This window comes from Hymenobacter aranciens, assembly GCF_030580865.1.
Taxonomy (GTDB): domain Bacteria; phylum Bacteroidota; class Bacteroidia; order Cytophagales; family Hymenobacteraceae; genus Hymenobacter; species Hymenobacter aranciens.
Genome location: NZ_JAUQSY010000006.1, coordinates 58273 through 81214, shown reverse-complemented (window position 1 = coordinate 81214; position 22942 = coordinate 58273). Strand labels below are relative to the sequence as shown.

General features: G+C 59.8%; 24 protein-coding genes. 9 read left to right on the top strand and 15 right to left on the bottom strand.

Annotated elements, in window-relative coordinates:
- Positions 1-21: 21 nt before the first annotated feature.
- The 8 genes from Q5H93_RS10125 to Q5H93_RS10090 all read right to left on the bottom strand — a co-directional run bounded on the left by Q5H93_RS10125 (position 22) and on the right by Q5H93_RS10090 (position 7411).
- Complete coding sequence (locus Q5H93_RS10125) at positions 22-729, bottom strand: hypothetical protein (RefSeq protein WP_305006409.1); 708 nt, start codon at positions 727-729, stop codon at positions 22-24.
- 161 nt (positions 730-890) lie between these two features.
- On the bottom strand, positions 891-1487 hold the full coding sequence (locus Q5H93_RS10120) for an alpha-ketoglutarate-dependent dioxygenase AlkB family protein (protein WP_305006408.1): 597 nt from the start codon (positions 1485-1487) through the stop codon (positions 891-893).
- 24 nt (positions 1488-1511) lie between these two features.
- A complete protein-coding gene (locus Q5H93_RS10115) occupies positions 1512-2237 on the bottom strand; it encodes a hypothetical protein (protein ID WP_305006407.1) in 726 nt (241 codons plus the stop codon).
- Between the two features lie 136 nt (positions 2238-2373).
- Positions 2374-3648, bottom strand: coding sequence for a kynureninase (kynU, locus tag Q5H93_RS10110; protein WP_305006406.1), 1275 nt, complete (start codon positions 3646-3648; stop codon positions 2374-2376).
- 66 nt (positions 3649-3714) lie between these two features.
- Positions 3715-5031, bottom strand: a complete 1317-nt coding sequence (locus tag Q5H93_RS10105; protein WP_305006405.1) for a putative hexosyltransferase — start codon at positions 5029-5031, stop codon at positions 3715-3717.
- Positions 5021-5629, bottom strand: coding sequence for a hypothetical protein (locus Q5H93_RS10100; RefSeq protein WP_305006404.1), 609 nt, complete (start codon positions 5627-5629; stop codon positions 5021-5023). Before Q5H93_RS10100 ends, Q5H93_RS10105 begins: the two co-directional genes overlap by 11 nt.
- Positions 5630-5714: 85 nt before the next feature.
- Positions 5715-6731, bottom strand: a complete 1017-nt coding sequence (locus Q5H93_RS10095; RefSeq protein WP_305006403.1) for an amidohydrolase family protein — start codon at positions 6729-6731, stop codon at positions 5715-5717.
- 155 nt (positions 6732-6886) lie between these two features.
- Positions 6887-7411 carry a 3-hydroxyanthranilate 3,4-dioxygenase gene (locus Q5H93_RS10090; protein WP_305006402.1) on the bottom strand — a complete coding sequence of 175 codons (525 nt, stop codon included), beginning with the start codon at positions 7409-7411 and terminating at the stop codon, positions 6887-6889.
- 131 nt (positions 7412-7542) lie between these two features.
- On the opposite strand from Q5H93_RS10090, the gene Q5H93_RS10085 reads away from it, so the two are divergent.
- Together Q5H93_RS10085 and Q5H93_RS10080 are read left to right on the top strand one after the other, a co-directional pair.
- On the top strand, positions 7543-8328 hold the full coding sequence (locus Q5H93_RS10085) for an SDR family oxidoreductase (protein WP_305006401.1): 786 nt from the start codon (positions 7543-7545) through the stop codon (positions 8326-8328).
- A gap of 120 nt (positions 8329-8448) precedes the next feature.
- Positions 8449-9174, top strand: coding sequence for a glycosyltransferase family 2 protein (locus tag Q5H93_RS10080; protein WP_305006400.1), 726 nt, complete (start codon positions 8449-8451; stop codon positions 9172-9174).
- A gap of 12 nt (positions 9175-9186) precedes the next feature.
- Here Q5H93_RS10080 and Q5H93_RS10075 read toward each other — a convergent pair whose 3' ends face one another.
- The 4 genes from Q5H93_RS10075 to Q5H93_RS10060 are packed head-to-tail and all read right to left on the bottom strand — an operon-like array spanning position 9187 to position 12332.
- A complete protein-coding gene (locus Q5H93_RS10075) occupies positions 9187-9729 on the bottom strand; it encodes a hypothetical protein (protein ID WP_305006399.1) in 543 nt (180 codons plus the stop codon).
- Between the two features lie 34 nt (positions 9730-9763).
- Positions 9764-10321 carry a hypothetical protein gene (locus tag Q5H93_RS10070; protein ID WP_305006398.1) on the bottom strand — a complete coding sequence of 186 codons (558 nt, stop codon included), beginning with the start codon at positions 10319-10321 and terminating at the stop codon, positions 9764-9766.
- Between the two features lie 29 nt (positions 10322-10350).
- Entirely contained in the window at positions 10351-11934 is a 1584-nt protein-coding gene (locus tag Q5H93_RS10065) for a glycosyltransferase family 39 protein (protein ID WP_305006397.1), read from the bottom strand.
- Positions 11935-11987: 53 nt separating this feature from the next.
- The gene (locus tag Q5H93_RS10060) at positions 11988-12332 is read right to left on the bottom strand and encodes a hypothetical protein (protein ID WP_305006396.1); all 345 of its coding nucleotides are present in this window, start codon (positions 12330-12332) and stop codon (positions 11988-11990) included.
- Positions 12333-12697: 365 nt separating this feature from the next.
- Here Q5H93_RS10060 and Q5H93_RS10055 point away from each other — a divergent pair, with 365 nt between their 5' ends.
- The 4 genes from Q5H93_RS10055 (at position 12698) to Q5H93_RS10040 (ending at position 16090) form a co-directional block, all read left to right on the top strand.
- The gene (locus Q5H93_RS10055; RefSeq protein WP_305006395.1) at positions 12698-13660 is read left to right on the top strand and encodes a glycosyltransferase family 2 protein; all 963 of its coding nucleotides are present in this window, start codon (positions 12698-12700) and stop codon (positions 13658-13660) included.
- Between the two features lie 700 nt (positions 13661-14360).
- Positions 14361-15311 (top strand): glycosyltransferase family 2 protein, encoded by a 951-nt coding sequence (locus tag Q5H93_RS10050; RefSeq protein WP_305006394.1) that lies wholly within the window; start codon positions 14361-14363, stop codon positions 15309-15311.
- A gap of 107 nt (positions 15312-15418) precedes the next feature.
- Positions 15419-15862: a class I SAM-dependent methyltransferase gene (locus Q5H93_RS10045; protein WP_305006393.1), complete on the top strand. Its 444-nt coding sequence runs from the start codon at positions 15419-15421 to the stop codon at positions 15860-15862.
- A 9-nt stretch (positions 15863-15871) separates the two neighbouring features.
- Entirely contained in the window at positions 15872-16090 is a 219-nt protein-coding gene (locus tag Q5H93_RS10040) for a hypothetical protein (protein ID WP_305006392.1), read from the top strand.
- Between the two features lie 6 nt (positions 16091-16096).
- Here Q5H93_RS10040 and Q5H93_RS10035 read toward each other — a convergent pair whose 3' ends face one another.
- Complete coding sequence (locus Q5H93_RS10035; protein ID WP_305006391.1) at positions 16097-16546, bottom strand: hypothetical protein; 450 nt, start codon at positions 16544-16546, stop codon at positions 16097-16099.
- A gap of 149 nt (positions 16547-16695) precedes the next feature.
- Entirely contained in the window at positions 16696-18600 is a 1905-nt protein-coding gene (locus Q5H93_RS10030) for a DUF6311 domain-containing protein (protein WP_305006390.1), read from the bottom strand.
- Positions 18601-18755: 155 nt separating this feature from the next.
- Between Q5H93_RS10030 and Q5H93_RS10025 the strand changes: the two genes are divergently transcribed.
- Positions 18756-20198 (top strand): aldehyde dehydrogenase, encoded by a 1443-nt coding sequence (locus tag Q5H93_RS10025; RefSeq protein WP_305006389.1) that lies wholly within the window; start codon positions 18756-18758, stop codon positions 20196-20198.
- Positions 20199-20590: 392 nt separating this feature from the next.
- On the opposite strand, the gene Q5H93_RS10020 is transcribed toward Q5H93_RS10025, so the two are convergent.
- Complete coding sequence (locus Q5H93_RS10020) at positions 20591-21370, bottom strand: alpha/beta fold hydrolase (RefSeq protein WP_305006388.1); 780 nt, start codon at positions 21368-21370, stop codon at positions 20591-20593.
- A gap of 111 nt (positions 21371-21481) precedes the next feature.
- Here Q5H93_RS10020 and Q5H93_RS10015 point away from each other — a divergent pair, with 111 nt between their 5' ends.
- Together Q5H93_RS10015 and arfB are read left to right on the top strand one after the other, a co-directional pair.
- The gene (locus tag Q5H93_RS10015; protein WP_305006387.1) at positions 21482-22432 is read left to right on the top strand and encodes a 3-oxoacyl-ACP synthase III family protein; all 951 of its coding nucleotides are present in this window, start codon (positions 21482-21484) and stop codon (positions 22430-22432) included.
- 63 nt (positions 22433-22495) lie between these two features.
- Complete coding sequence (gene arfB / locus Q5H93_RS10010; protein ID WP_305006386.1) at positions 22496-22900, top strand: alternative ribosome rescue aminoacyl-tRNA hydrolase ArfB; 405 nt, start codon at positions 22496-22498, stop codon at positions 22898-22900.
- The last annotated feature ends 42 nt before the right edge of the window (positions 22901-22942 follow it).

The window sequence follows — 22942 nt, the reverse complement described above, 5'->3', positions numbered from 1 at the left end:
AAGTGCAAGTCGGTGGCCGTTTCAGGCCGTGGGCAGCGTCGTGGGCAGCTCGGGCAGGTTGCCGTCTTCGGGGCCGCCGGTGGTGTTGGGGAAGGGAAACAGGGCGTAGGCCTGCATCGGCTCGGCCCAGTGCCGGGCCAGCAGCGCCGAGTAGGCGCGGTAGAGGCCCTGGCACACCACCAGCTCCTGCACGTCGATGGCGGCGGCGGCCTTTTTGGTGCCGGCCTTTGTGGTGTCGTTGCTCGTGCGGGCATCGGTGAGCAGCTTGAGCTGGTCGGCGGCTTCTTTGAGCGTCACCTTGGTCTGGTCGCCGTAGTCGTTGCTGATTTTGGTGAGGTAGTAGGTAGCCCGTTCCACCACATTGTCGTTGTCGGCCTGATACAAATAATCCATGCCGCCGGGCAAGATGTCGAGCCGCTCCTTCTGGTTGCGGTCCGGGAAGGCCGGGAACACCCGGGTGGTGTTCGTCAGCTGAGCCCATTTCAGGAACAGCCGCACGGCCTGCTGCAAGGCCGCGCTGCTGGCCACCTTGCCGCGCACCACGCCGCGGGCCTGGTGCTGCTTGTTGAGCTCGGCCACCTGGGCGCGCAGAAAATCAGCTTCCTCCGGGAAGCCCCCGTCGGTGTCGAGGTTGGCCAGCACGGTGGTGGCAAAGGCCAGAAACTCGTCGTCGGACAGCGAGGCCGCCAGGGCCTCAAAGAAGTTCTGGAAATACGTTTTGTGGGTCATCGGGTAAAAAATGAATGATGAGAGAAAAGTCGGCCGCAAGTAAGTAAAAATTTCGGCCTAGCCCGCTACCTCTCATCACGTTACCTGCGGGGCCAAGAGCCAAAAAGGCCCTGGCAGCGCTGCCAGGGCCTTTTTGGTAACATTTCGGGGTGAAAAATAAGCTATCCGCCCGCCACCCACCGAAACGTCAGGTTGAGCCGCGGCCCCACGGCCCGGCTGGTCTTGGGCAGCGCGTGCTGCCAGTGGGCCTGCGTGGGCGGGCGCATCAGCAGCAGGCTGCCGCTGCCCAGGTCGAGGCCCAGGGGCTCGGCCGCCGGGCCCCCGGGCCGGGGCCGCAGCCGGAAGCGCCGGGTGGCCCCCAGGCTGAGCGAGGCAATGGTGGGGGCGGGGCCCAGCTCGGGCTCGTCGTCGGCGTGCCAGCCCATGCTGTCGTGGCCGTCGCGGTACAGGTTTAGCAGCACACTATTGAAGCGGTGGCCGGTGGCGGCCTCCACCCGGCGGCGCAGCGTGTCGAGCTGCTGGCGCCAGGGCCGGGGCTCCCAGCGCAGCCCCGAGTAGGTGTAGGCTGCCCCCGGGTCGCCGTACCAGGCCGTGAGGCGGGGCTGGGCCACCTCGCGGCCGAAGAGGCGGATGCTGCGCTGCTCCCAGGGCACGGCGGCGCGCAGGTCGTCGCAGAGGGCCGCCGCCAGCGTGGGCGACAGAAAATGCGGGTCGAGCCAGAGGTCGGCCGCGGGCAGGGGCAGGGCGTGCAAAGCCATGGCGGAGGGTGCTGACGGGGCGGCTTACTCGTCCTTGGGCTCGCCCAGCAGCTCGCGCAGGCGCTGCTGCTGCTCCTTGGGCTGCTTGTCGATAAACGCCGGCAGCGCCCGCCGCACGCCCCACAGCATGGCCGCGCTCACCAGCACGCACACCAGCAGCGGCGGCAGCCAGCTCCGGCTGCGGAAGCTGGGCACCGCCACCTGCCGCGGCCAGAACCACAGCAGGTACACCAGCAGCGCCGGCAAATCCATCACCGACGCCAGCAGCGGGTTGAGGCCTGCCTGCAGCAGCAGCAGCAGGCTGCCCACCCGGTACACCACCACAAATACCACCAGCTGCACCAGCGCCCCCCAGCGCTTCAGGCGCCCCAGGTTGATGCCCATGAGCACGCCCCCGGCCACCATCGAGAAAAACAGGGAGAAGAAAATAATGGAAACCGGCGAGTACAGGAACGGGCCGGTTGGTTCGGCGGCGTCGCCGTCGGGGTCGGCGGCAGTGGTGGCCGCGCGGGCTTCGGCCCGCTGCCGGGCAGCTTCGGCTTCGGCCTGGCGGGCGGCCTCGAGGCCGGCGGCGGCCACCGGCTCCAGCACCGGGCGCAGCGCGGCTTCCTCGGGCGCGGGCTGGCCGCGGCGGCGCAGCTCATCGAAGGCCGCCAGCACGGCTTCTTCGCGGTATTGGGTGTAGCTCGTCACGTACTCGCGTAGCGCCGCCGTTGTTTTCAGCTGCATTTTAGCGGCGTAGTCTTCCATAGGAGGATAAAGGTAAAAAGAACGACGTAGGGGCGGGGCTTGCCCCCGCCCGTCGTTGAACGACTAGCGGATACGTCGGACTAATGATTCCGTTCAACGATTCCCGTTCAACGGCGGGCGGGAGCGAACCTCGCCCCTACTTGAAAAATTGCCGCAGCGCCATTCCGGCCCTATGAACGTCCTCAAACGAATTATACAGCGGCACGGGTGCCAGGCGAATCACATTCGGCTCGCGCCAGTCGGCAATGATGCCCTGGGCGGCCAGGAAATCGAACAGCTCGCGCCCCCGCTCGTGCACCAGCAGCGAGAGCTGGCAGCCGCGCTGCGCCGGGTCGGTGGGGGTAATGATTTCGAGCTTCGACTTGGGCAGCCGGAGCTCGTTGATAAGGAATTCGAGGTAGCCCGTGAGCTGCTCGCTCTTGCGGCGCAGGGTGGCCATGCCGCCGGCGCGGTCCACCATGTCGAGGCTCACGCGGTGAATGGCCATCGGGAAAATCTGGGCGTTGGAGAGCTGCCAGCCGCCCGCGCCGGCCATCGGCTGGAAGCCCTTCTTCATCTGGAAGCGGTTGGCGGGGTCGTGACCCCACCAGCCGGCCAGCCGCACCAGGTCGGGGCGGTGGGCAAACCGCTCGTGCACGTACACGCCCGAGGTGCCGCCGGGGCCCGAGTTGAGGTACTTGTAGGAGCACCAGCAGGCAAAGTCCACGTCCCAGCCGTGCAGCTCCAGGTGCAGGTTGCCGGCCGCGTGGGCCAGGTCGAAGCCCACCATGGCCCCCACGGCGTGCCCGGCCCGGGTGATGGCCGCCATGTCGAAGGCCTGGCCGGTGTAGTAGTTCACGCCGCCCAGCAGCACGGTGGCCAGCGCGTCGCCGAGCTCCGCGATTTTCGCCTCAATGTCCTCCGTGCGCAGGGTGTGCTCGCCGGGGCGCGGCACCAGCTCCACTATCACGTCGTCGGGGGCCAGGCCGTGCAGGCGGGCCTGGCTTTCCATCGCGTACTGGTCCGATGGAAAGGCGCCGCCCTCCATCAGAATCTTGTAGCGCGTGGCGGTGGGGCGGTAAAACGTCACCATCAGCAGGTGCAGGTTCACCGTCAGGTTGTTCATCACCACCACTTCGAGGGGCTTGGCGCCCACCAGCCGGGCCGTGGCCTCGGTCAGGGTTTCGTGGAAGGGCATCCAGGGCGATGAGCCGTCGAAGTGCGCCTCCACGCCCAGGCGGGCCCAGTCGGCGAGCACCTGCTCCAGGGCGCCCTGCACGCCCTTGGGCTGCAGCCCCAGCGAGTTGCCGCAGAAGTAGGCGCTGGGCTTCCAGTCGGGCCCGGGCGGGATGTGAAATTCCTGGCGGAAAGCGGCGAGCGGGTCCTGGGCGTCGAGCTGGGCCGCGAAGGCGGGAGAAGAGTCGTAGGTCATGGGGGGGCAAATATCGGTCGGCACTGGTCAAGCGCCTATCGTTGGTCAACCAGCACCGCGCAGTGCCTATCCCATCCAGGCGCCGCCGATAAAAAGATTGAGCAGTATTATCTGGTAGATGGTGTTGACGACGTACAGCCCAATGCGGATATCGCGCCCGTACCGATTGGTAGTGAAAGCTGCCACATAGCAGAGCAGGTACCCCAGCCAGGCGGCAAAGAAAAAAGTGGCTTCGCCCGGGAAAAAGCCCGGCATGCGGGCTGGCCAGCCACACCACATGGCTAGCGCGATGACCAAGGCCAGGGCTATTCCGGCGCTCACCCAGCGCACGCCCGCCGTAAGGCGCTGCCAGGCTGAGAGCTGAAGCAGGAGGACGGCAAAAAAGGGCGTACCCAGCACATACCGGCTGCTGTTGGACAAGTCGCCCTCCTGGTAAAGCACCATAAACGCAAACACGCCAACACAGTATCCCAACGAAAAAACCACGGCCCGCGAAGGCGCCGGCACTGCCTGGGGCTGCCACCAGCTGCGCAGCCAGCGAATGCCCAGCCACAGGCAGGCAACTACGGCCAGGCTGCTCGCCAGCATGGCCAGCAAGTCGAGCCCCAGCATGGGCAGGCCTGCTGAGCTAAACAGCCGGGCAGCTGGCGGCCAGCGCATCTCATGGCCCCAGTGCTGATAGGAGTTGAACAGCGCAAAGGCGTCGCCGGTGGCCAGGAAATGCATGTACATAACGATGCCCAGCGCGGCGGCGATGGCCAGCAAGCCCGTCAGCAGGCGCAGGGCAAACTGCGACACCTCGGCGCGGGAAGTGCAGGCCAGCAGTTCGGCAAACACAAACGCCGGAATGAAAAGAGTGGCTGCCGAGCGGGTCAGGCAGCAGCCCAGCAGCCCCAGGATGGTGAAGGCAAGGTGACGCCGGTGCAGCCCGTGCAGCAATACCGCCCCAAACAGAAAGAAGAGCCCTTCGGCATACGGCACCAGGCAAAAAAACAGCGGTGGGGTAGCTAGCAGCACCAGTAGCTGCTGGCGCGACAGCGAGAAGGTGCGCCCCAGCCAAACGCTGCCCAGAAACATAAAGCAAGCATTGACAATGCTAATCCCCAGTCCATTGAGGCCAGATAAACGCCACAGGTAGGGAAAGAGCGGAAAAAAGGGAATGTTCGTCTGACCGGTCCCTGCCTCGTAGCCGTTGGTGCGCACTGAGTTGAACCAGCCGGCGTCCCAGCTGATGAGCGTCTTGGCAGTAGGGGCGGTGGTGAGGATGCCAAACGAGTAAAGCGCGGCATACACCACCATTAGCAACAGGGCGTGGCTGGCCAACGCAGGCAGCCACGCCAGTCCCGGCGTTGGCGAAGGGGTAGCGGATACGCTAGTCTGCATTTTCAAGGGAAACATCGTCTATATACACGGCATTGCGGTCGCCAATGTGTTGGCCCCAAGCGCATATTGCTATTTCGTCCAGCGGCTGTAGTTCATGCGGCAGCGATACGAATACTGTGGTCGGCATCCACTGCTGATACTGGCTGATTACTTTGTTCAACGCCAGCCGCTGTATGTGCAGCACCGTGGCGCCCGCCCCAGGCGTCGGGCTGGGACGCTGGGCCAGTACGGTTACAACAACGGCGTTCTGCCGGTCGTAGGGCATCCATGCCCACAGGCGTAGCCGCAGGTGGTGCGACCGGTCATCCTCTTTCCAAGAGGCACCGCCAAGGGCCTGCCAGGTAGTGCCACATAAGAGAGCGTTAGGCTGGTTTTTATCCAGCTTTACGGCTTGGCTTCCGCTATGCACCTGCTCGTTGCTCAGCATTACCGGCGGCATTTCCGGTACTACCGGCTGTGGCCCGGTTGCCGGTAGCTCAAAGCCGGTTGAAAGCACAATTTTGCCCGGCGGCGGGGGCGTGCATCCGGGGATAAAGCAATAAGTGAATAGGACAAATGCTCCTAAGAATAAAACAGCTTTTGCGTCTTTCAAAATCAATTGCCTTTACAAATTCAAGCGCAAAGTTAGCTGGCAACTCCCGGTGAAGCTTAGTGTTGGCCTGACAGCTGGCGACTTTTAGGGCTCAGTGTTTAGCGCTAAACCGCTCCCGCGCCAGTCCCAGCCAGTCCAGCGCATTCTGCCCCAGCATCCGGGCCTTGAGGTCGTCCGAAAACGGCATCGACTTAATCAGCTCGCCCGGCACCAGCTCGCCCAGCGGAAACGGATAATCGGTGCCGAGGGTAATTTTATCCGCGCCCAAAGTTTTCACCAGGTACTCCAGCATCAGCGGGTCGTGCACCAGCGAATCGACCCAGAACTTGCCCAGGTATTTGCGCGGATTGTGCGGATTATCAATGGCGCATAGGTCGGGCCGCACTTGCCAGCCGTGCTCGATGCGGCCGATGGTGCTGGCGAAGGAGCCCCCGCCGTGCGCCACCGCTACGCGCAGCCGCGGCAGCCGCTCCAGCACCCCGCCGAAGATGAGAGAACACAAGGCCAGGGTGCTTTCGGCGGGCATGCCCACCAGCCAGGGCAGCCAGTATTTGGGCATTTTTTGCTGGGCCATCATGTCCCAGGGATGCACAAACACGCAGGCGCCCAGCTCCTCGGCGGCGGCAAAAACCTCGAATAGCTCTGGCGCGTCGAGGTTCCAGTCGTTGATGTGCGAGCCGATTTGGATGCCGGCCAGCCCGATTTTCAGGCAGCGCTCCAACTCCTTAATGGCCAAATCGGGCGCCTGCATGGGCACCGTGCCCAGGCCCACGAAGCGCGTGGGGTAGCGCGCCACCACGCCGGCAATGTGGTCGTTGAGCAGCATGCTCAAATCGAGGCAGTCGTGGGGCTTGGCCCAGTAGCTGAACATCACGGGCACGGTGCTCAGCACCTGCACCTGCACGCCGTGCTGGTCGTACTCGTGTATGCGCACCTGCGGGTCCCAGCAGTTGTCCTGCACTTCGCGGAAGAACTTGTCGTCCTGCATCATGCGGGCGCAGCAGGGCTTGTGGTGGTCAAGCCGGATGAATCCCCCATAGCCGTAGCGCTCCTTAAGGTCGGGCCAGCGCTCGGGCAGAATGTGGGTATGGATGTCGATGGAAAGCATGGAGTGGGGTTACAACCCAGAACGTCATCCTGAGCGACGAAGGAGCGAAAAGACCTCGCCTGCTTCGTTGGGGGTAGTAATTCATTACTATTGCACGCGGCGCGGGCGAGGTCCTTTCGCTCCTTCGTCGCTCAGGATGACGTTCTGGTAAGCGGTTATGCCACCTTGGCCGGTGCCTCCATGTAAGTGCCGCACACCTTGCAGGTACGCTTGTCGTCATCGGCCCAGAAGGCATTCATGATGGGCGGCAGCTGCGTCACGATGTCCGTGATTTCGGCAAACTCCTCGTAGAGCTTATTGCCACAGTTTTCGCAGTACCACTGAAAGCCATCTAGTTCGCCGGGCGTGCGGTAGCGCTCAATCACCAGACCCACACCGCCGGCCGGGCGGCGCGGCGAGTGCGGCACGTTGGGCGGCAGCAGAAACATGTCGCCGGCCTTCATGTGAATGTCTACGGGCTTGCCGTCTTCGATAATTTTGACGGTCATCTCGCCCTCAATTTGCAGAAACAACTCCTCACCCTCGTCCACATGGTAGTCTTTGCGCGAGTTGGGGCCGCCCACCACCATCACGATAAAATCCTTGTTGTCTTTGAACACCTGCTGGTTGCCCACCGGAGGCTTGAGCAGGTGGCGGTGTTCGTCAATCCACTGCTGGAAGTTGAAGGCGCGGGTTATCATGGGGCGGGAGGGGTTGGGGTGGGAGGGGGAGGAGGGGGTGCCTGGGGTTTGCCTCGGCAAATTACTGCATACTGCCGCATCAGGTGCCAACTTTGTGGCCCAACTCCTCCTACCCTCATCCCTCCACAACTATGGACTTCCTCAACCTTCGCGCCCTTGTGGGCGGCAGCACCCAGGGCATTGGCCGGGCCGTAGCCCAGACGCTGGCCGAGCGCGGCTGCACCGTGACCCTGCTGGCCCGCAACGCCGACGCCCTGCGCCAGGCCGCCGCCGAGCTGCCCACGCCCGCCGGCCAGACGCACGACTTCCTGGTGGCCGATTTCAACGACCCCGCTCACCTCGACCAGGTGGTGCGCGCGTACCTGGCCCAGCACCCGGCCGGCTTCCACATTCTGGTGAACAATACCGGCGGCCCGGCCGGCGGCCCCATCATCGACGCGCCCACCTCGGCCTTTCTGGCGGCCTTCAACCAGCACCTTATCTGCAACCACCTGCTGGTGCAGGCCGTGGTACCGGGCATGCGGGCGGCCGGTTTCGGGCGCATCATCAACATCATCAGCACCTCGGTGAAGGTGCCGCTGGCGGGCTTGGGCGTGAGCAATACCATTCGCGGAGCCGTGGCCAGCTGGGCCAAAACGCTGGCCAACGAGCTGGCCGCCGACGGCATTACGGTAAACAACGTGCTGCCGGGCGCCACCGTCACGCAACGCCATACTTCGCTTATCGAGAAGAAAGTAGCCCAGACCGGCCAGAGCACCGAGCAAGTGGAAGATGCCATGTTGAAAACTATTCCGGCCCGGCGCTTCGGGCAGGCCGAAGAGGTGGCGGCGGCCGTGGCTTTCCTGGCTTCGCCGGCGGCGGGCTATATCAACGGTACCAGCGTGCCAGTGGATGGCGGGCGCACCGGCAGCCTGTAAGGCGGACGCTAAGGCCGCGCCCGCTGGCTACCGGGTGCGGAGCGACGCCGGCTCGTGGCGCAGAATGCTATGCTGCGCCACGAGCCGGCGTACTTTTGCCGTTCGCGAATACCCGTTGCCGTGATTCAAATCAGCACGCTTTCCATCATCATTCCCGTTTATAACGAGGCCCGCACCGTGCACCAGATTCTGGATTTGCTGCGCAGGCTGGAACTGGTAAATGGTATCGGCAAGGAGATTATTCTCGTCAACGATTGCTCAACCGATGCCTCGGCCGCCACCATCCGGGCCTATGCCGAGCGCTACCCGGAAATGAACCTGCGCCTGCTGGAACATGCCGTAAACCAAGGCAAAGGCGCTGCGCTGCATACGGGCATTCGCGAAGCTACCGGCGACTATGTCATCATCCAGGATGCCGACCTGGAATACGACCCCGAGGAATACAACCTGCTGCTGCGCCCCGTGCTCAAAGGCTTTGCCGACGTGGTGTTTGGCTCGCGCTTTATGGGTGGCCAGCCGCACCGCATCCTGTTTTTCTGGCATAGCATCGGCAATAAGTTCCTCACCTTCCTGTCGAATATGGTCACCGACCTGAACCTGACCGACATGGAAACCTGCTACAAGCTTTTTCGGCGCGATATTATTCAGAATCTGAAGCTGGTGGAGCAACGTTTCGGCTTCGAGCCCGAAGTGACGGCCAAGGTGGCGCGGGTGCCGGGCGTGCGCATCTACGAAGTCGGCATCAGCTACTACGGCCGCACCTACGCCGAGGGCAAGAAAATTGGCTGGCGCGACGGGTTTCGGGCCATCTACTGCATTGGGCGCTACGGGTTACTGCGCGGGTAGGGCTGGCCACTATTATGGCTCGCGGCTTACCTGAATATCATCAAGGTAAGTGGCCGCGCCGGAGCCGGTGCGCCACAAGTACAGGCTCAGCTTGTGCGTGTTCTGAAGCCCGACGGGCAGCGTGACTACCTGGCTTACTTTCTCCCACTTGCCGTAGCTATTCCCGGCTTCATTCAGCTTGATATCCTGCCACAGCAGGGCTGGGGCGCTGGGCGCAGCCGGGTCGGTTACGGAAATAACCAGTGAGGCGTAAGCCTGCGCGCTGGGGCGCAATACCCAAGCCGTTACGCGCAGTTTGACGGGTAGCGTCAGGTGGAAATATTCCAGTGGCTTGCTGTACGTGAGGCTGTACTCGTGTGCGTCATCTACCTTGAGCGCCGTGCGGCCGGAGTGCGCCTGCTCATGCGTGAGCGTGGCGGTCTGGTCGTCGGGTAGCCAACCGCTCACAGTTTCAAAGCTATTTGTCAGCAGGATGTTGGCCGTTTCGGCTTGGTTGGTAGCAGAACTGCAGCCCGCCAGGCACAGGGCGACGAGGCAAAAAAACGCGTATCTCATTGTTGATGGACGGTTTGAAAGAAGGCGCTACGGCCTACCATAGCTCGGTGAGGCGCAGGTCGTCGGCGTACACTGGCGCGCCCGCCGAGCCGTTCCACAAATAAATGACCACGCGATGGTCCGAATGAATGCCGTCGGGCATGTTGAAGCTTCGGCTCACATATTTCCACTGGCCGTAAGGACGACTGTCACTCAGGAAAATGCTCTGGCTGAGTAGCGGATGGTCCGGGTCATTGGCGGGCACGATGGACAAAACTATGCGAGCGTCGTCGTAGGGCGTGGGCACCCACACCCAGGCGCCGAGCGTGAGCCGCAACGGCCGATGGTGCGGGCTGAGCCGGCCCAGCGCCGCCCGGTACGTAACAGTAAATGGCTGCTGCGGCGACGAGCGAACCGCATAGCGTCCCGAGTGCGCCTTTTCGGTAGTGAGGCCCGGGAGGTCTGTTCCCCAGCCATCCAATTCCTCAAAACTAGTCTGCATCAGCTCGCGTTCCTGCAGGGGAGCCCGTCCGTCGCGGGGGTGGCAGCCCGGTAGCGTTAGCAGGCCCAACAGCAGCAGCGATAGGCTGGATTTCAGGCGTGCGGCCATCATATTGGTCGTAGAATAAGGAATAGGAAAGGTTACCACGGGCGTTGGCGGTCGCGGCGGCGAAGAATTACGGCCGGGCGCTGGCCTATCGTTTCGAAGGCTGCCGCTAAGGCGGCCTGTTGCGGGGCCAGCCGGTTAAAGTCAGTGGGCGAAAACACCAGATAATCGAGGCTGTCGGCCGCCATCATGTTCAGGTAATCATCAACCGGCACGGCACCTACATCGGCCGGCTCCCAGGAAATGCCTCGCCGGTCGAAGTACACTTGCGCTACGTTAACGGCGTCGGCCACATATAGCACGTTGGCCGTGGTCGGTACGCGGGCTTGTTGCATTTCGGCAGCCCCGCCGCGCATCCATTGATGGGTATAGTACTGCGATAAGGGAAGGTAGTCATCGCTCATCCGGCGGTTCAGCCGCTTATAGCCAATAACTATCAGAAAGATTGTTAGTGCGGCGAAAAGCAGGGTAGTAGCGTGGCGAATTCGGCCGGTGTACTGGCTTAAATTCAGTAGCCCCAGCAATAATAGCAGGAGCGCTGGCGGCACGAATGAACAAATCCAGTGGTAATCGTGAATACTGAGGCCGCTGCCCATCACCAGCACGAAAACGCCTGCCACTGCCACCGAGGCTAGCAGCAGCAGCGTGAGGGGTAAGTAGCGACGTAGGTTTGGCCGGGCGAAGCCCAGTAATAGTACGGCGCATACGGCCAGTATGCGATAGTGCGTACGGGTAGCGTACTCCAGCCACCAGTAGCGCCGCACCGATTGTTGCAGTTCGTGCCACGTTTCGGGGTCTTGCACCGGGTTGGTTGAGGCCCGAAACTGCCCCGAGTGGTATATTTCATTCAACTGTTGATTGTGTAGGAAGAAGTAGCCAATTACACCCAAGCCCAAGCCGGCCCAAACCAGCAACTGCCAACGCTCCCGTGGCAGCAGCAGGGTGGGGTCGAAATAAGCCCACAGCACGGTGATGCCCACTACTGAGCCAAATAGCAAAGCAGTAGTTGTTTTAATAAGGCCAGCCAGTGCTAGTAAAAGCAATGCCCGCCGCAGGTCTGAAAACTGACGCTGGTCGAAAAACCGCAACCAGTAGAAGTAGGCAATAAAGCTGAGACTAAGGCTGAACGGGTCGGGTAAAAAGCTGCCCGCATAGAAGGCAAAAAACGGCGAAGCCAGTAGAAAAGCCGCTGGTACTAGCCCGGCCACAAAATGCCCGGTTCGCTCATAAATAAGCCGGAACATGTAGAAGAAGCCCAGCACCGTCATAACTACGTCAAGGCCCCGGAACACGGCCACGATATTATCCCGCCCGAATACCAGCCCGCCCAGCGCCGCCAGATACGCCTGCAGGGGAAACTCGACGCCCGTCACGCCACCAATAGAAGTGAGCGACGAGGTACGCGGCGTCAGAAAATGAAAACCGTAATCATAAAAATTGAGCGCCAGCGAAAAACGGTCTGATTGTGCCCAAGTGTGGATAGCTGTCGGGAGCTCGTGCAGGAAAGGTAGGTAGTACACCGCTGCGACCCCGGTCAACAGTAACGCAGCAGCCAAATGGTGCGGCCGGCTAAGCAGGCGCTGGTACGGTGTTGAGGCGATGGAGGAAGATGAATTCAAGCGAGAAGGGTGAAGAATCGAAATTTTAAATCAGAGCGATGTCAACTGCAGGTTCATTCGCTGGATAAGGCCGCGTAGCGCCATCCATTTTGCTTCGGCACAGGCTTAAGGTCGTTTTGATAAGAGCTGTCATTAATAGGTGATTCTGATACTTTCACCAGATTGGTAAGGGGGCGAAGTAGCGCAGCCGGTAATAATAGCTCACGAAGGGAAGCGAAGCTGAAAAGGGCGGGCACCGTGCCACCGCCATGAGAAATATAGATAGCAACCGTCAGCAGTAACGCTTCGGGCAGGAGGCCTGCCTCGAAGCAGCCAGCGCGCTTGAACACCAGACTTCTCCAATGATATGGCCAAGAAATTTTTGCCAGACAACCAAAAGCGGGAAGAAGTAAAAACAAAACAGTGTTCAGAGTATCAGAAAAGCGGTCGGACAGGTTACAGGCTACAAAAGTATGGCATCTACTCTATGCCAGCGGCTCCGTGTTGTACGTCACACATAAAGTTTGCTCGCAGTCCAAGCCTGTGGCTTGTGTTAAATTCCGCCACGCGTATGGCCTTTGCCGGGCCGGGTATCGTGTTTTTGGTGATGCTCGGTGCACTATGCTCGCGCTTTATTTTGCACAACTACGAGTTGGGTCAGACTTTGCTGATGGTCAGTACTTGCCATTACATTTAGACTGCCAGACGTCATTTCCGCTTTTCCCCCGACCTTTGCGGCTGGGCCGGGTTTGTGCGCGGCATCATGTAACAATCAGTGTCATTTGTGAAAATATCAGTCGTTATTCCTGCCTACAACGAGGAAGAGAACCTACTAGAAGTTGCCCATCGAATTAAGGAAAACCTCCCAAACGGCTATGAGCGGGAGCTGATTTTTGTTGATGATGGTTCACGCGATGACACGCAGCGGGTGTTACGTGAACTACGTGCTACTGACCCCGATATTCATTATGTATTGCTGTCGCGCAATTTTGGCCATCAGAGCGCCTTGCGGGCAGGAATTGATTATGCCTCGGGCGACTGCATTATTTCGCTCGACGCCGATTTGCAACACCCTCCTCGTCTGATTCCAACCTTGCTGGCCTACTGGCAGGAAGGCTACGACATAGTGTATACGCAACGGCAGGAAGACCAGCAATTGTCATGGTTTAAGCGTCGGACATCCAATGCATTTTACCAATTGATGAATGGATTGTCGAGCGTGGATTTTGAACCAGGCACGGCGGATTACCGTCTCATCGACCGTCGGGTAGCAGAAGTTATTCAGGCTAGTCCCGACGTGGAGCTATTTCTGCGGGGCTTTGTGCATTGGGTAGGTTTCCGCCAAAAGAAAGTGGAATATACACCCGAGCCGCGCTTCCGAGGAGCTACCAAATATACCCTGCGTAAGATGGTGCAACTGGCTCTGAGCGGTATCACTTCCTTTAGCGTACGACCACTGCACTTTGCCACGTTGGCGGGCGCAGTTGTATCGGGACTAGCTTTTCTTTATGCGCTGTATGCGTTATATATTGCATTTTTCACCACACAGGCTATTGCCGGTTGGACGTCGGTATTGGTGAGTGTGCTCTTCATTGGCGGTATTCAACTGCTGGTGCTGGGTATCATGGGTGAATACCTCGGCCGGCTGTTCGTACAGTCGAAAGCCCGTCCGCCTTATCTGGTGCGCGAAACTGATGCAGGTTTGCTCCCGCTTGGGCGCCGTCGCCGCACTACCAGTAGCGAATAGGTAGTTGTTTTTTTGGTGAGTAAAATAATTTATGAAGATGTGTATTTTTTTAAATTTTTTTTTCCATATGTATTGCCGCAGCCGTAACCTGAGACAGTATCCAGAATAGCTTTTGAAGCCGTTTAGGAAGTAATAAAGGAATTCCAAAATTGAGCGAAGTTTGAGATGCGCCCATCACCTTTTTGCCTTATGATAAAGGCATGTTGAATCGAGTTAGTGTTCTGTTTTAAAAATGGTTTATATATTTTTTTATGAAATGAATTTTAACCATTTACGCACAGCCCACCGTATCCAAGCCAGTATTGCCCACAAGTTGCGTGCTACCTGCTGGCAAATCGATGACGATACGTGGTTTGATAGCGAATTATTCTGCGTCAGTGCGTTATCAGGCACATTAATGCTTGGCTTAACAGTTTCAGAACCTTACTTGTGCGTTATGAAACTAGGATACAGTACTTGCTCGCATTTCGCCCGCGTTTATCCCCCTTTTTTTGCGAAAAGAAGCACCAAACACAATTCTTAAACGCTTCATTGTGTGCCCCCGCGTATTACGCCCCGCTCAATACGCCCCTGCGGGTGGTAGAATTGCAATGGAATAATCACTGCCAAAAAATGTTATTGCTTTCCAGGTCCTGATTTTTAGCAGGGTAACGCCTTGTCGCTGCCACCATACTTCTTGCCAAGGCCTTATTTTTCCGCTATGGATTTCTCAATTATCATCCCCATTTACAACGAAGAGGCAAATATCGACGCCCTTTATACCCGCCTGCTGGGCGTGCTGGAAAGCATGCGGGTGAGCTTCGAGTTTATTTTTATCAACGACGGCTCGCGTGACCAGTCGTTGCACCTGTTGCACCTGCTGGCCGCCCGCGACGAGCGGGTGCGCTACATCGACCTAAGCCGCAACTTCGGCCACCAGATTGCCGTCACGGCTGGCCTCGACCGGGCCGCCGGTGAGGCCGTCGTCATCATCGATGCCGACCTGCAGGACCCGCCGGAGCTCATTCCGGAACTCTACCAGAAAATGCGCGAGGGCTACGAGGTTGTGTATGCCCGGCGCCGCTCGCGACAGGGTGAAAGCGCGGCCAAAAAGCTGACTGCCCGCTTATTCTATCGGATTCTGGCCAGTATTACCAACGTTTCTATTCCCGTCGATACTGGCGACTTCCGTATCATTTCGCGGAAGGTAGTGGAGGGCCTGCGGCGTATGCCCGAGCAAAATAAATTTCTGCGGGGCCAGATTTCCTGGATTGGCTACCGGCAGACTTTTGTGGAGTACGACCGCGCCGAGCGCGCCGGTGGCGAAACCGGCTACACCTATCGCAAGATGATTCGCCTGGCCCTCGACGGCATCACGGCTTTCTCGGATGCGCCGCTGAAAGGGGCCACGCTCATGGGCTTTGCCGTGTCAGGCATTGCGTTCGTAGTAATGCTTTACACGCTGTATTCGCGCTTCATTTCGCACAGCTACGAACCGGGCTGGGCTTCGTTGATGGTCAGTATTTTATTTCTGGGAGGAGTGCAGTTGATTGCCGTTGGCGTCATTGGGGAGTACCTGGCCCGCCTGTCGGCCAATGTGCGCCAGCGGCCGCTGTATTTCGTGGCTGACACCAACTTGCCGCCGCATTCGGAAACCAATCCTGGCGCATAAACGCGTGTTTTTACTGCCTTATGAACCTGGCTTACGAAGCTAGTTATCATCAGCTTGAAGAATAGTACTGGTGGTTTGCCAGCCGCCGCGATGCGGTTTACGGCCTGGTGAGGCAGCTTCAACTGCCTCCCACGGCCACTGTGCTGGAAATCGGCTGCTCGGGCGGCCCGCTGCTGCAGCGCCTGCGCACCGTAGGATACACCGACCTGACGGGTATCAACGTAAGCGCGCCGGCCATCGAACTGGCCCAGGCCTGCGTCATGGCTAACGTGTCGGTAATGGATGGCGCTAACCTGCAATTTGCCGACAACCGCTTCGACCTGGTAATTGCCTCTGATGTGCTGGAACACATTGAAGATGAGCAATGCGCCCTGGACGAATGGGTGCGCGTGCTGAAGCCCGGCGGCTGGCTGCTGGTGTTTGTGCCCGCCCACACCTACCTCTGGAGCGAGCACGACGTAGTGAACCACCACTTCCGCCGCTACTCGCGCCAGGGGCTTTGCACGGTCCTCGAGCAGCAAGGCTTGCGCATCGAGCGTAGCTCTTTCTGAAACACGGCGGTGTACTTTCCTACGGCTGCCTTGCGCCTGGGCAAGCGCCTACTGGGCGGCCTCGTGCCCACCAAAAGCGAGGCCGGTTCCACCGGCGACCTGAAGCACTTTGCTGGCCCGGTCAACAGCCTGACATTGAATTGGGTGAAGCTCGAAAATCGTATGCTGCGCTTTCTCAGTCTGTCGCTGGGCGTGAGCGTGTTTGCGCTGGCGCAGAAACCCCGTTAAGTGAGCCTATTCCTTCTCCAACTGGATATCATCCAGATAAACAGGCTGGCCGCTGTTACCCCACAGGTATATCGTAAGCACACTTTCGGGCGTGGCGGTAGCTGGCAACTCGATAGTCTTGCTTACTTCAACCCATTTATTGGGGCTCTTCACCGCTTCAGCCAAATCGAGTCCGGCCCAGAGTAGCGGCTCGCCCTCAGGCGCCAGAGGGTCGTTGATGGCGACTACCAGCGTGCCTTTGGCATCGGGCGTCGATAGGAAACCCCAGCCCGATACCTTGATTTTGGCCGGCCGGGTTTCGAATATCTGGCGCAGGGCTCCTTTGTACGATAAGCTGTATTCGTTACCTGCGCCCGCTCGGAGGGAGTAGCGCCCAGAGTGCGCCACATCGTGGCTGATTGAGGCGAGCTGAGCATCTGGAAACCAGCCGCTCATGCCTTCAAAGTCGTTTTGCATGACCGTCTTCGAGTTTGGACTATTGCGGTCGGAGCTACAGCCAGCTACTACTACGGCTGCGATAAGAAGGGAAAAACAAACTTTCATTAGTAATCGGGATAGGGCGTAAAATTACAAGGGAACAGCCAACGGCCCGCTTAATTTCTGGCTTAGTGTCGCGGCTGCCACTCATAAAGCGACCAACTGCCTTGGTGAGCAAGACGGCGCATCTGCTGCTCCCGGATAAAGTCGGGACCTCGCTCGAAAATAGCTCGCATCTCAGGTCGCTCTTCGGGCTTGAGCAAGTCACGGTAGTAATTATTGCGGCCATCGTAATAGGCCGTATCGAGGAATACTAGTATCGGACGTGTATCGAGACGGGCCAGAAACGCTGGGTCGGGGCCACCAGGGCGGAACATAGAGTACAGTGCTTGCGCCTGTTCCGTAATGGCCCGGGTAGCCTTGTGTGACATCAGCGGCAAGTTCGAAAATATCGATAGCTGGTAAGTAACGTTGCAGTGCGGGTCGTCGGGGTCCACGATGAGATTGATGACTCCTTCCCGCGCATCGGTGCCGCTGTGATAGTAGGGTAATGGCAGCAGGGCCTGGTAGCGGTGGCTATCCACCTGCTGTAGTAGCTGGCGAACGGGTTCAGACCGCGGCCCAAAGGCAAACAGGTTGTCTTTTTGAGGTACAGTATGATAAAAATGCCTGGCATTGAGGGTGTCTACTACCAGGATGACGCACAGCGCCAGCAGTACCCAGCGCAAGCCCCCCAGACGCCACCAGCGCGCCACATACCAGCTAAAGCCCAGCACTACCGCCCACCAGAACGGCCAGATAAAGCGGCCAAGTGCCCGAAACTGGGTTACCCGGTCGGTAACCTTGTGCAGCCAGCGAAATACATTCAGGTAATTATGAATCACATACGCTCCGCCATCCAGCTCTATATTCTCACCCAGCGCAATGAATGCCAATGGCAAACTGGCAAGGAGCAGATAAAGCAGGAAGCGGGCATTGTCGTCGGCCGCCAGACGAGGCAGGCGGGCGCCCGCTGGCAGGCGCCGCACTGCCAGCAACACAGCCACTACTAGTAGGCCAAATAACACAAAACCAGTCAGGTATGCCGCTGACTCGTAAGGCGCTACAGCGGTGCGCTCAAATGGAAAGCGAATTTTAGTGAACACATAGCCTTGAAACAAGGCTCCGAACTGGAATTTCCATTCTATCCAATCATAACCGCCACTGCGTGTCTCGCGCTGTCCTTGAAGCGGGTCGAGCAGCATGAGTAGGCCCGCAGTCAGCACCAGTGAGCTAAGCAGGGTGACCCCCGTGCATACTATCAGTTCCCGCCAGCGCCGTCGTAGTGGGCGCTCAGCCAGCAGTACTATTGCAAAGAAGGCCAGGGAGCCTCCTAGCAATGGCAGGTAATAGAAGTGCAGCCATGAAGTGACGACAATACCGAACAACAATAAGCTGAATGGTTTCCATAATGCAGCATCTGCGCGCCAGGCGTCATACAGCTTTTGCAAGGCCAAAATGCCAAACAGAATGGCTGGAGTGTAGGCCAAGCTCATGTGCCCGACGTTGAGGCGTACGGTCTGCGGTCCCAACCACGGTAGAGCCACAGCCAATAGCAGCGTCAGGGCAGTGGGTACGGCCAGCCGCCGCAGTATCAGCACCAGCAGCGCCGAACTGATAACGATGCTCGAAAGAACGAATAAGTCGTAGATGTAGAGGCCATATGGCGCCAGCGCCGGCACAGTTTGCACTAACCAGTGCAAGGGGGCCACCACCAGTGGGGTACTATCGGTGTAGTACATGTATTCGCCAAATGGGTAATTATGACCGTGCAACAGCATGCCATCGCCCAGCGGCTGCTGCAAAAATGAGGCAATGGAGAAGTAGCTCTTCACACCGTCATAATGGTCCACAATTATGTAATCACCGGGATGAAATAGCAGCCTGTTGAATGTAGAGGCCAATAGGAGCAACTGGGCCAACACTGCAAGAGCAATCACCTGCCAGCGGGGCATGCGCGGCATCGTAGGTTGCCAGGTTTCGGAAGCAGTCATGTAGAAGCGAGATGAACTATGCGGAGTAGGCGTAATGCTGCAAAGGTACACGAGCGTTTGGCAGCCAAATGGCAAATAGCCGGCACTGAACCAGCGGGTACATGTTCGCGCCAGCCACTACATTTGGGCTACTGGCGTGTCGCGCCATCCTCCTCATGCTTCAGATTCAGAATTACCTTAACGGCCAGCTCGTCCCACCCCTGACCAGCCGCTACCTCGACAACGTGGAGCCCGCCACCGGCCAGGTGTACGGCCTCATTCCTGACTCGGGCCCCGATGACGTGGCCGCCGCCGTGGCCGCCGCCGAAGCTGCCCTGCCCGCCTGGCGCGCCCTGTCCGCCGAAGACCGCGGCCGCCTGCTCGTTCGCATTGCCGACCTTATCGACGCCAACCTGGAGCGCCTGGCCGAGGCCGAAAGCCGCGACAACGGCAAGCCGCTGAGTTTGGCCCGGGTGATGGATATTCCGCGGGCTGCCAGTAACTTCCATTTCTTCGGCACCGCCGCCGGCCACTTCGCCACCGAGGCCCACGTGCAGGACGGCGTGGCCGTGAACTACACCGTGCGCCACCCCGTGGGCGTGGTGGGCTGCATTTCGCCCTGGAACCTGCCGCTCTATCTCTTCACCTGGAAAATAGCGCCCGCGCTGGCCGTGGGCTGCTGCGTGGTGGCCAAGCCCTCGGAAATTACGCCCGCTACGGCTTTTCTGCTGAGTGAGCTGTGCATCGAAGCGGGCCTGCCGGCGGGCGTGCTCAACATCATCCACGGCAACGGGCCTAACTGCGGGCAAGCCATCGTGGAGCATCCCGGCATCAAGGCCATCAGCTTCACGGGAGGCACGGCTACGGGGCGGCACCTGGCCCGCACGGCGGCGCCCATGTTCAAGAAGCTCAGCCTGGAGCTGGGTGGTAAGAATCCCAATATCATCTTCGCCGACTGTGACTTAGCCACGGCCGTCAGAACCAGCATCCGCAGCAGCTTCGCCAACCAGGGCCAGATTTGCCTTTGCGGCTCACGCCTGTTCATCGAGCGGCCGATTTACGAGCAGTTCAAGGCCGAATTCCTGCAGCAGCTGGCCGAGCAGCGCGTGGGCGACCCGCAGGAAGCCAGTACCACGCAGGGCGCGCTGGTAAGCGAAGCGCATTTGCACAAGGTGCTGGCATACATTGAGCTGGCCAAAGAGGAAGGTGGCCGTCTGCTGGCCGGTGGGCAGCGCGTGCAGGTGCCCGGCCGCTGCGCCGAGGGCTATTTTCTGGCCCCTACGGTGTTCGAAAACCTGCCCTTCGACTGCCGCACCAACCAGGAAGAAATTTTCGGTCCCGTCGTCACGCTCACGCCCTTCGATACCGAGGAAGAGGTCCTGAGCATGGCCAACAGCACCGACTACGGCCTCTCGGCCACGCTCTGGACTCGTGATATTCAGCGTGCTCACCGCGTGGCCCACGCCTTACACAGCGGCATCGTGTGGATAAACACCTGGCTGCACCGCGACCTGCGCACCCCCTTCGGCGGCATGAAAAACTCCGGCGTCGGCCGCGAGGGTGGGCTGGAGGCGTTACGCTTCTTTACCGAGGCGCAAAATGTGTGCGTGAAACTGTAGCCATGATTTCCGAGCCCGCTACTACACGGCCCTTAGGTTTATTTATTAAGGGCTTTGCGGGCACCGTATTGGGTACGGTGGTCTGGCAGTTATGCGTGGTGGTTGCAAACGAGTTGGTAGCCTCCAGCCACTGGCTGGCCATGCACACGCGCTACCGCGCCGAACTGGCAGTAGGTGGTTGGCTAATTGGCCTCCTGCTGAATGGGGGGGGCAATCTGCCTGGCATATCGCCGCGCTCAGACCCGCACCCAGGCAGGAATCCGGGCTGGGTTTAGGCTGCTGCTGTTCGTCGGTATTCTGTTAGCTTGGCTGGCTACAATAACGCATGATATTGTCATTGGCTTGCGCGACTAGCTGATGTGAAGTCTTCTGTGCTACGCGCCGGATATTTATCACCCCACAAAATTCCGCACCAACTCAAATACCTCGTCCGGCTTCTCGGCGTGTACCCAGTGGCCGGCATCGACCACGGTAGCCACCTGCGAGTTGGGGAATAGCGCCGGGATGCCCACCAGCTTGTCTTCGGGCGTGATGTAATCCGATTTGCCGCCGCGAATGAACAGCGTGCGCTTTAGGAATGGCGTACTGCCAGCGGTTTCCTCACCAATGGCGGGCAGGCTGGCCGTGAGGGCGGGCAGGTTGATGCGCCAGGCGAAGGAGTTGTCTTCGGCGCGGTAGAGGTTCTTGAGCAGAAACTGACGCACGCCCAACTGCGGAATGTGCCGGGCCAGCGCCGCGTCGGCCTCCTGGCGGGTGGCGAGGGCGGCCAGGTCTACGGCCTGCAGGCCGGCCACGATGTCGTCTTGGTGCTCCATGTTGGAGAAGCGTGGGGCAATATCCACCACGATGAGCTGGGCCAGCCGTTCGGGGTGGTCGAGGGCGAGGCGCATGGCCACTTTGCCGCCCATGCTGTGGCCCATGAGCGTGGTCTCCGGACCCAGGCCAAGGTGGTCGAAGAGCTGCAGCACGTCCTGCGCCATGAGGGCGTAGCTGTGCTCGGGGCTGTGGAAGGAGCGGCCGTGGTTGCGCAAATCGACGCTGATAACGCGCAGGCCGGCCTCGGTGGCCCAGCGGCGAGCGAGGCTGTGCCAGTTGTCGAGGGTACCGAAAAGGCCGTGGAGAATTACCAGCGGCCGGCCCTGGCCCTGGTCGAGGTGGTGCAGCAAAGTCATGGCACGAAGGTACGGCTGTCGCTTCCGGCGCGTACAAGATTCGGGCATTGCCCATCCTTCCAAGACCAGTGGCGTACCTTTGCACCTAGATTATCCACCCAATATTTCCGCGTGTACTTGCATTCCGTGGCGGCCTATCTGCCGGCAGCCATCATTGATAACGCCCACTTTACCCGCCTCAACGGCTTGGCCGACGAGTGGATAATTGAACGTACTGGCATTCGCGAGCGTCGTAAAGCGGCCCCCGGCGAAAACTCCAATACGATGGCCATTGCCGCCACCGATGCGGTGCTGGCCCAGGCCCCGGCCTTCGCCGCCGACAGCATCGACCTCATCGTGGTGGGTACCTACACGCCCCACGATACCATTTTTACGGCTGCCCACGCCGTGCAGCGTCACCTCGGTATCAATGAGATACCGACGGTGAGTATTTCCTCGGCCTGCTCCTCGCTGCTCAATGCGGTGGAGATTGTGGAAGGCTACTTTGCCATGAATAAGGCCCGCCGCGCCCTGGTTGTGGTGAGCGAGCACAATACGGCTTACAACAATGAGGAAGACACCATCGCGGGCCACCTCTGGGGCGACGGCGCGGCCGCTCTGCTCATCTCGAAAGACCGTATGAGCCCCGCCGACCTGCTCATCCGCGAAGTAGTGACGGGCGGCGCGGCCCCCGTCAGCAAGGCCGACGAAGCCGTGACCCTCAAGCCGGTAGAGCGCGGCATCGTGATGCCCTTCGGGCGCGATGTGTTCCAGCAGGCCTGCACTTACATGGCCCGCGTGACGCAAACGCTGCTCGATAAGCACCACATTCCCAATCAGGAACTGACTTACCTCATCCCGCACCAGGCCAACCTGCGCATCTCGCTGAACGTGGCCAAGCAGCTCGGCCTGGCGCCCGAGCGCGCTGTGAGCAACATTGAGCGCCTCGGCAACACCGGCTGCGCCGGAGCCGCCATCGCCCTGGCCGAGGTGTGGGATACTATCAAGGCCGGTAATAAGGTGATTGTGACGGTATTCGGTGGCGGTTATTCCTACGGCGCCATGCTGCTGGAGCGGAATTAAAAATTGGCGAAAAACCAGAATGGCCCGGGTTCCCAATTTTTAATTTATCATTTTTAATTTAAAATGCTCCCGCCGCCCGCCGCGTTTCTGCCCGAAATCACCTTCCAGACCAGTCGCGCCAGCGGCCCGGGTGGGCAGAACGTGAACAAGACGGAGTCGCGGGTAGAGCTGCGCTTTCATCTGCAAAATTCGCAGCTGCTCAGCGAGCACCAGAAACAGCTGCTGCTGGAAAAGCTGGCCCCGCGCCTCTCCGCCGACGGCCTGCTGCTACTCGTGGCCCAGGACGACCGCAGCCAGCTTCGCAACAAAGACCTCGTGCTGATGCGCTTCTACGAGCTGCTGCAGCGCAGCCTGCGCCGCCCCAAGCCGCGCAAAGCCACCAAGCCCAGCGCAGGCGCCGTGCGCAAGCGGCTGGAAACGAAGAAGCGCACGGGGGAGAAAAAGGCCAACCGGCGCTGGACGGAATAAAGCTAAGAGTTGACAGTAAAAAGCCCTGACGTTCACTCAACA

Excerpts from the sequence above, each read along its gene's own strand:
- Q5H93_RS10120 (WP_305006408.1), bottom strand. The coding sequence starts at position 1,487 with ATGGCTTTGCACGCCCTGCCCCTGCCCGCGGCCGACCTCTGGCTCGAC.
- Q5H93_RS10070 (WP_305006398.1), bottom strand. The coding sequence starts at position 10,321 with ATGATGGCCGCACGCCTGAAATCCAGCCTATCGCTGCTGCTGTTGGGC.
- Q5H93_RS10030 (WP_305006390.1), bottom strand. The coding sequence starts at position 18,600 with ATGACTGCTTCCGAAACCTGGCAACCTACGATGCCGCGCATGCCCCGC.
- Q5H93_RS10025 (WP_305006389.1), top strand. The coding sequence starts at position 18,756 with ATGCTTCAGATTCAGAATTACCTTAACGGCCAGCTCGTCCCACCCCTG.
- Q5H93_RS10085 (WP_305006401.1), top strand. The coding sequence starts at position 7,543 with ATGGACTTCCTCAACCTTCGCGCCCTTGTGGGCGGCAGCACCCAGGGC.
- Q5H93_RS10125 (WP_305006409.1), bottom strand. The coding sequence starts at position 729 with ATGACCCACAAAACGTATTTCCAGAACTTCTTTGAGGCCCTGGCGGCC.
- Q5H93_RS10105 (WP_305006405.1), bottom strand. The coding sequence starts at position 5,031 with ATGCAGACTAGCGTATCCGCTACCCCTTCGCCAACGCCGGGACTGGCG.
- Q5H93_RS10075 (WP_305006399.1), bottom strand. The coding sequence starts at position 9,729 with ATGAGATACGCGTTTTTTTGCCTCGTCGCCCTGTGCCTGGCGGGCTGC.
- Q5H93_RS10115 (WP_305006407.1), bottom strand. The coding sequence starts at position 2,237 with ATGGAAGACTACGCCGCTAAAATGCAGCTGAAAACAACGGCGGCGCTA.
- kynU (WP_305006406.1), bottom strand. The coding sequence starts at position 3,648 with ATGACCTACGACTCTTCTCCCGCCTTCGCGGCCCAGCTCGACGCCCAG.
- Q5H93_RS10050 (WP_305006394.1), top strand. The coding sequence starts at position 14,361 with ATGGATTTCTCAATTATCATCCCCATTTACAACGAAGAGGCAAATATC.
- Q5H93_RS10020 (WP_305006388.1), bottom strand. The coding sequence starts at position 21,370 with ATGACTTTGCTGCACCACCTCGACCAGGGCCAGGGCCGGCCGCTGGTA.
- Q5H93_RS10090 (WP_305006402.1), bottom strand. The coding sequence starts at position 7,411 with ATGATAACCCGCGCCTTCAACTTCCAGCAGTGGATTGACGAACACCGC.
- Q5H93_RS10095 (WP_305006403.1), bottom strand. The coding sequence starts at position 6,731 with ATGCTTTCCATCGACATCCATACCCACATTCTGCCCGAGCGCTGGCCC.
- arfB (WP_305006386.1), top strand. The coding sequence starts at position 22,496 with ATGCTCCCGCCGCCCGCCGCGTTTCTGCCCGAAATCACCTTCCAGACC.
- Q5H93_RS10035 (WP_305006391.1), bottom strand. The coding sequence starts at position 16,546 with ATGCAAAACGACTTTGAAGGCATGAGCGGCTGGTTTCCAGATGCTCAG.